The sequence below is a fragment of the Haloferax profundi genome (assembly GCF_001469865.1).
Taxonomy (GTDB): Archaea; Halobacteriota; Halobacteria; order Halobacteriales; family Haloferacaceae; genus Haloferax; species Haloferax profundi.
The window spans coordinates 1-341 of sequence record NZ_LOPV01000627.1 but is presented as its reverse complement, the minus strand read 5'-3'; the positions used below and the strand labels follow the sequence as shown (position 1 = coordinate 341).

Below are 341 nucleotides of genomic sequence, written 5' to 3'. Positions count from 1 at the left end.
ATGATCATCGTCGTGTGGCGGTGCTCTTCATCAAAGAGAAATCCGAGACCGTCCGGAACACGGTTCCCTGTTTGGGACATTCCAAGCGGTTGCATCGGGAATTGCCCTAGCTGTGCAAAGGCAATTGCACAGAGTTCCTCCATCTCGTCTCGTACCTCTGACTTCCCACGAATCTTTTCAAAGTCAACGAGACGCGATGCAATTCTCTGAGGGTTGTCGTGAACCTCCTTCACCAACTCCTGTGGAGCATCCTCATGCTGTGGTTCGAATGTTTCCTCGATCTGACTCCGCGCGTCAATTAGAGTGTCGAATCGATGGAACTTCCGATCAATTCCGGGTGG

The 341-nt window shown here is 51.6% G+C and carries 1 protein-coding gene; it reads right to left on the bottom strand.

The window, feature by feature from the left end; genetic code table 11:
- Positions 1-233 (bottom strand): hypothetical protein (locus AUR66_RS22930; RefSeq protein ID WP_231727961.1); only part of this gene is annotated, 233 nt, incomplete at its 3' end.
- Between the last annotated feature and the right edge of the window lie 108 nt (positions 234-341).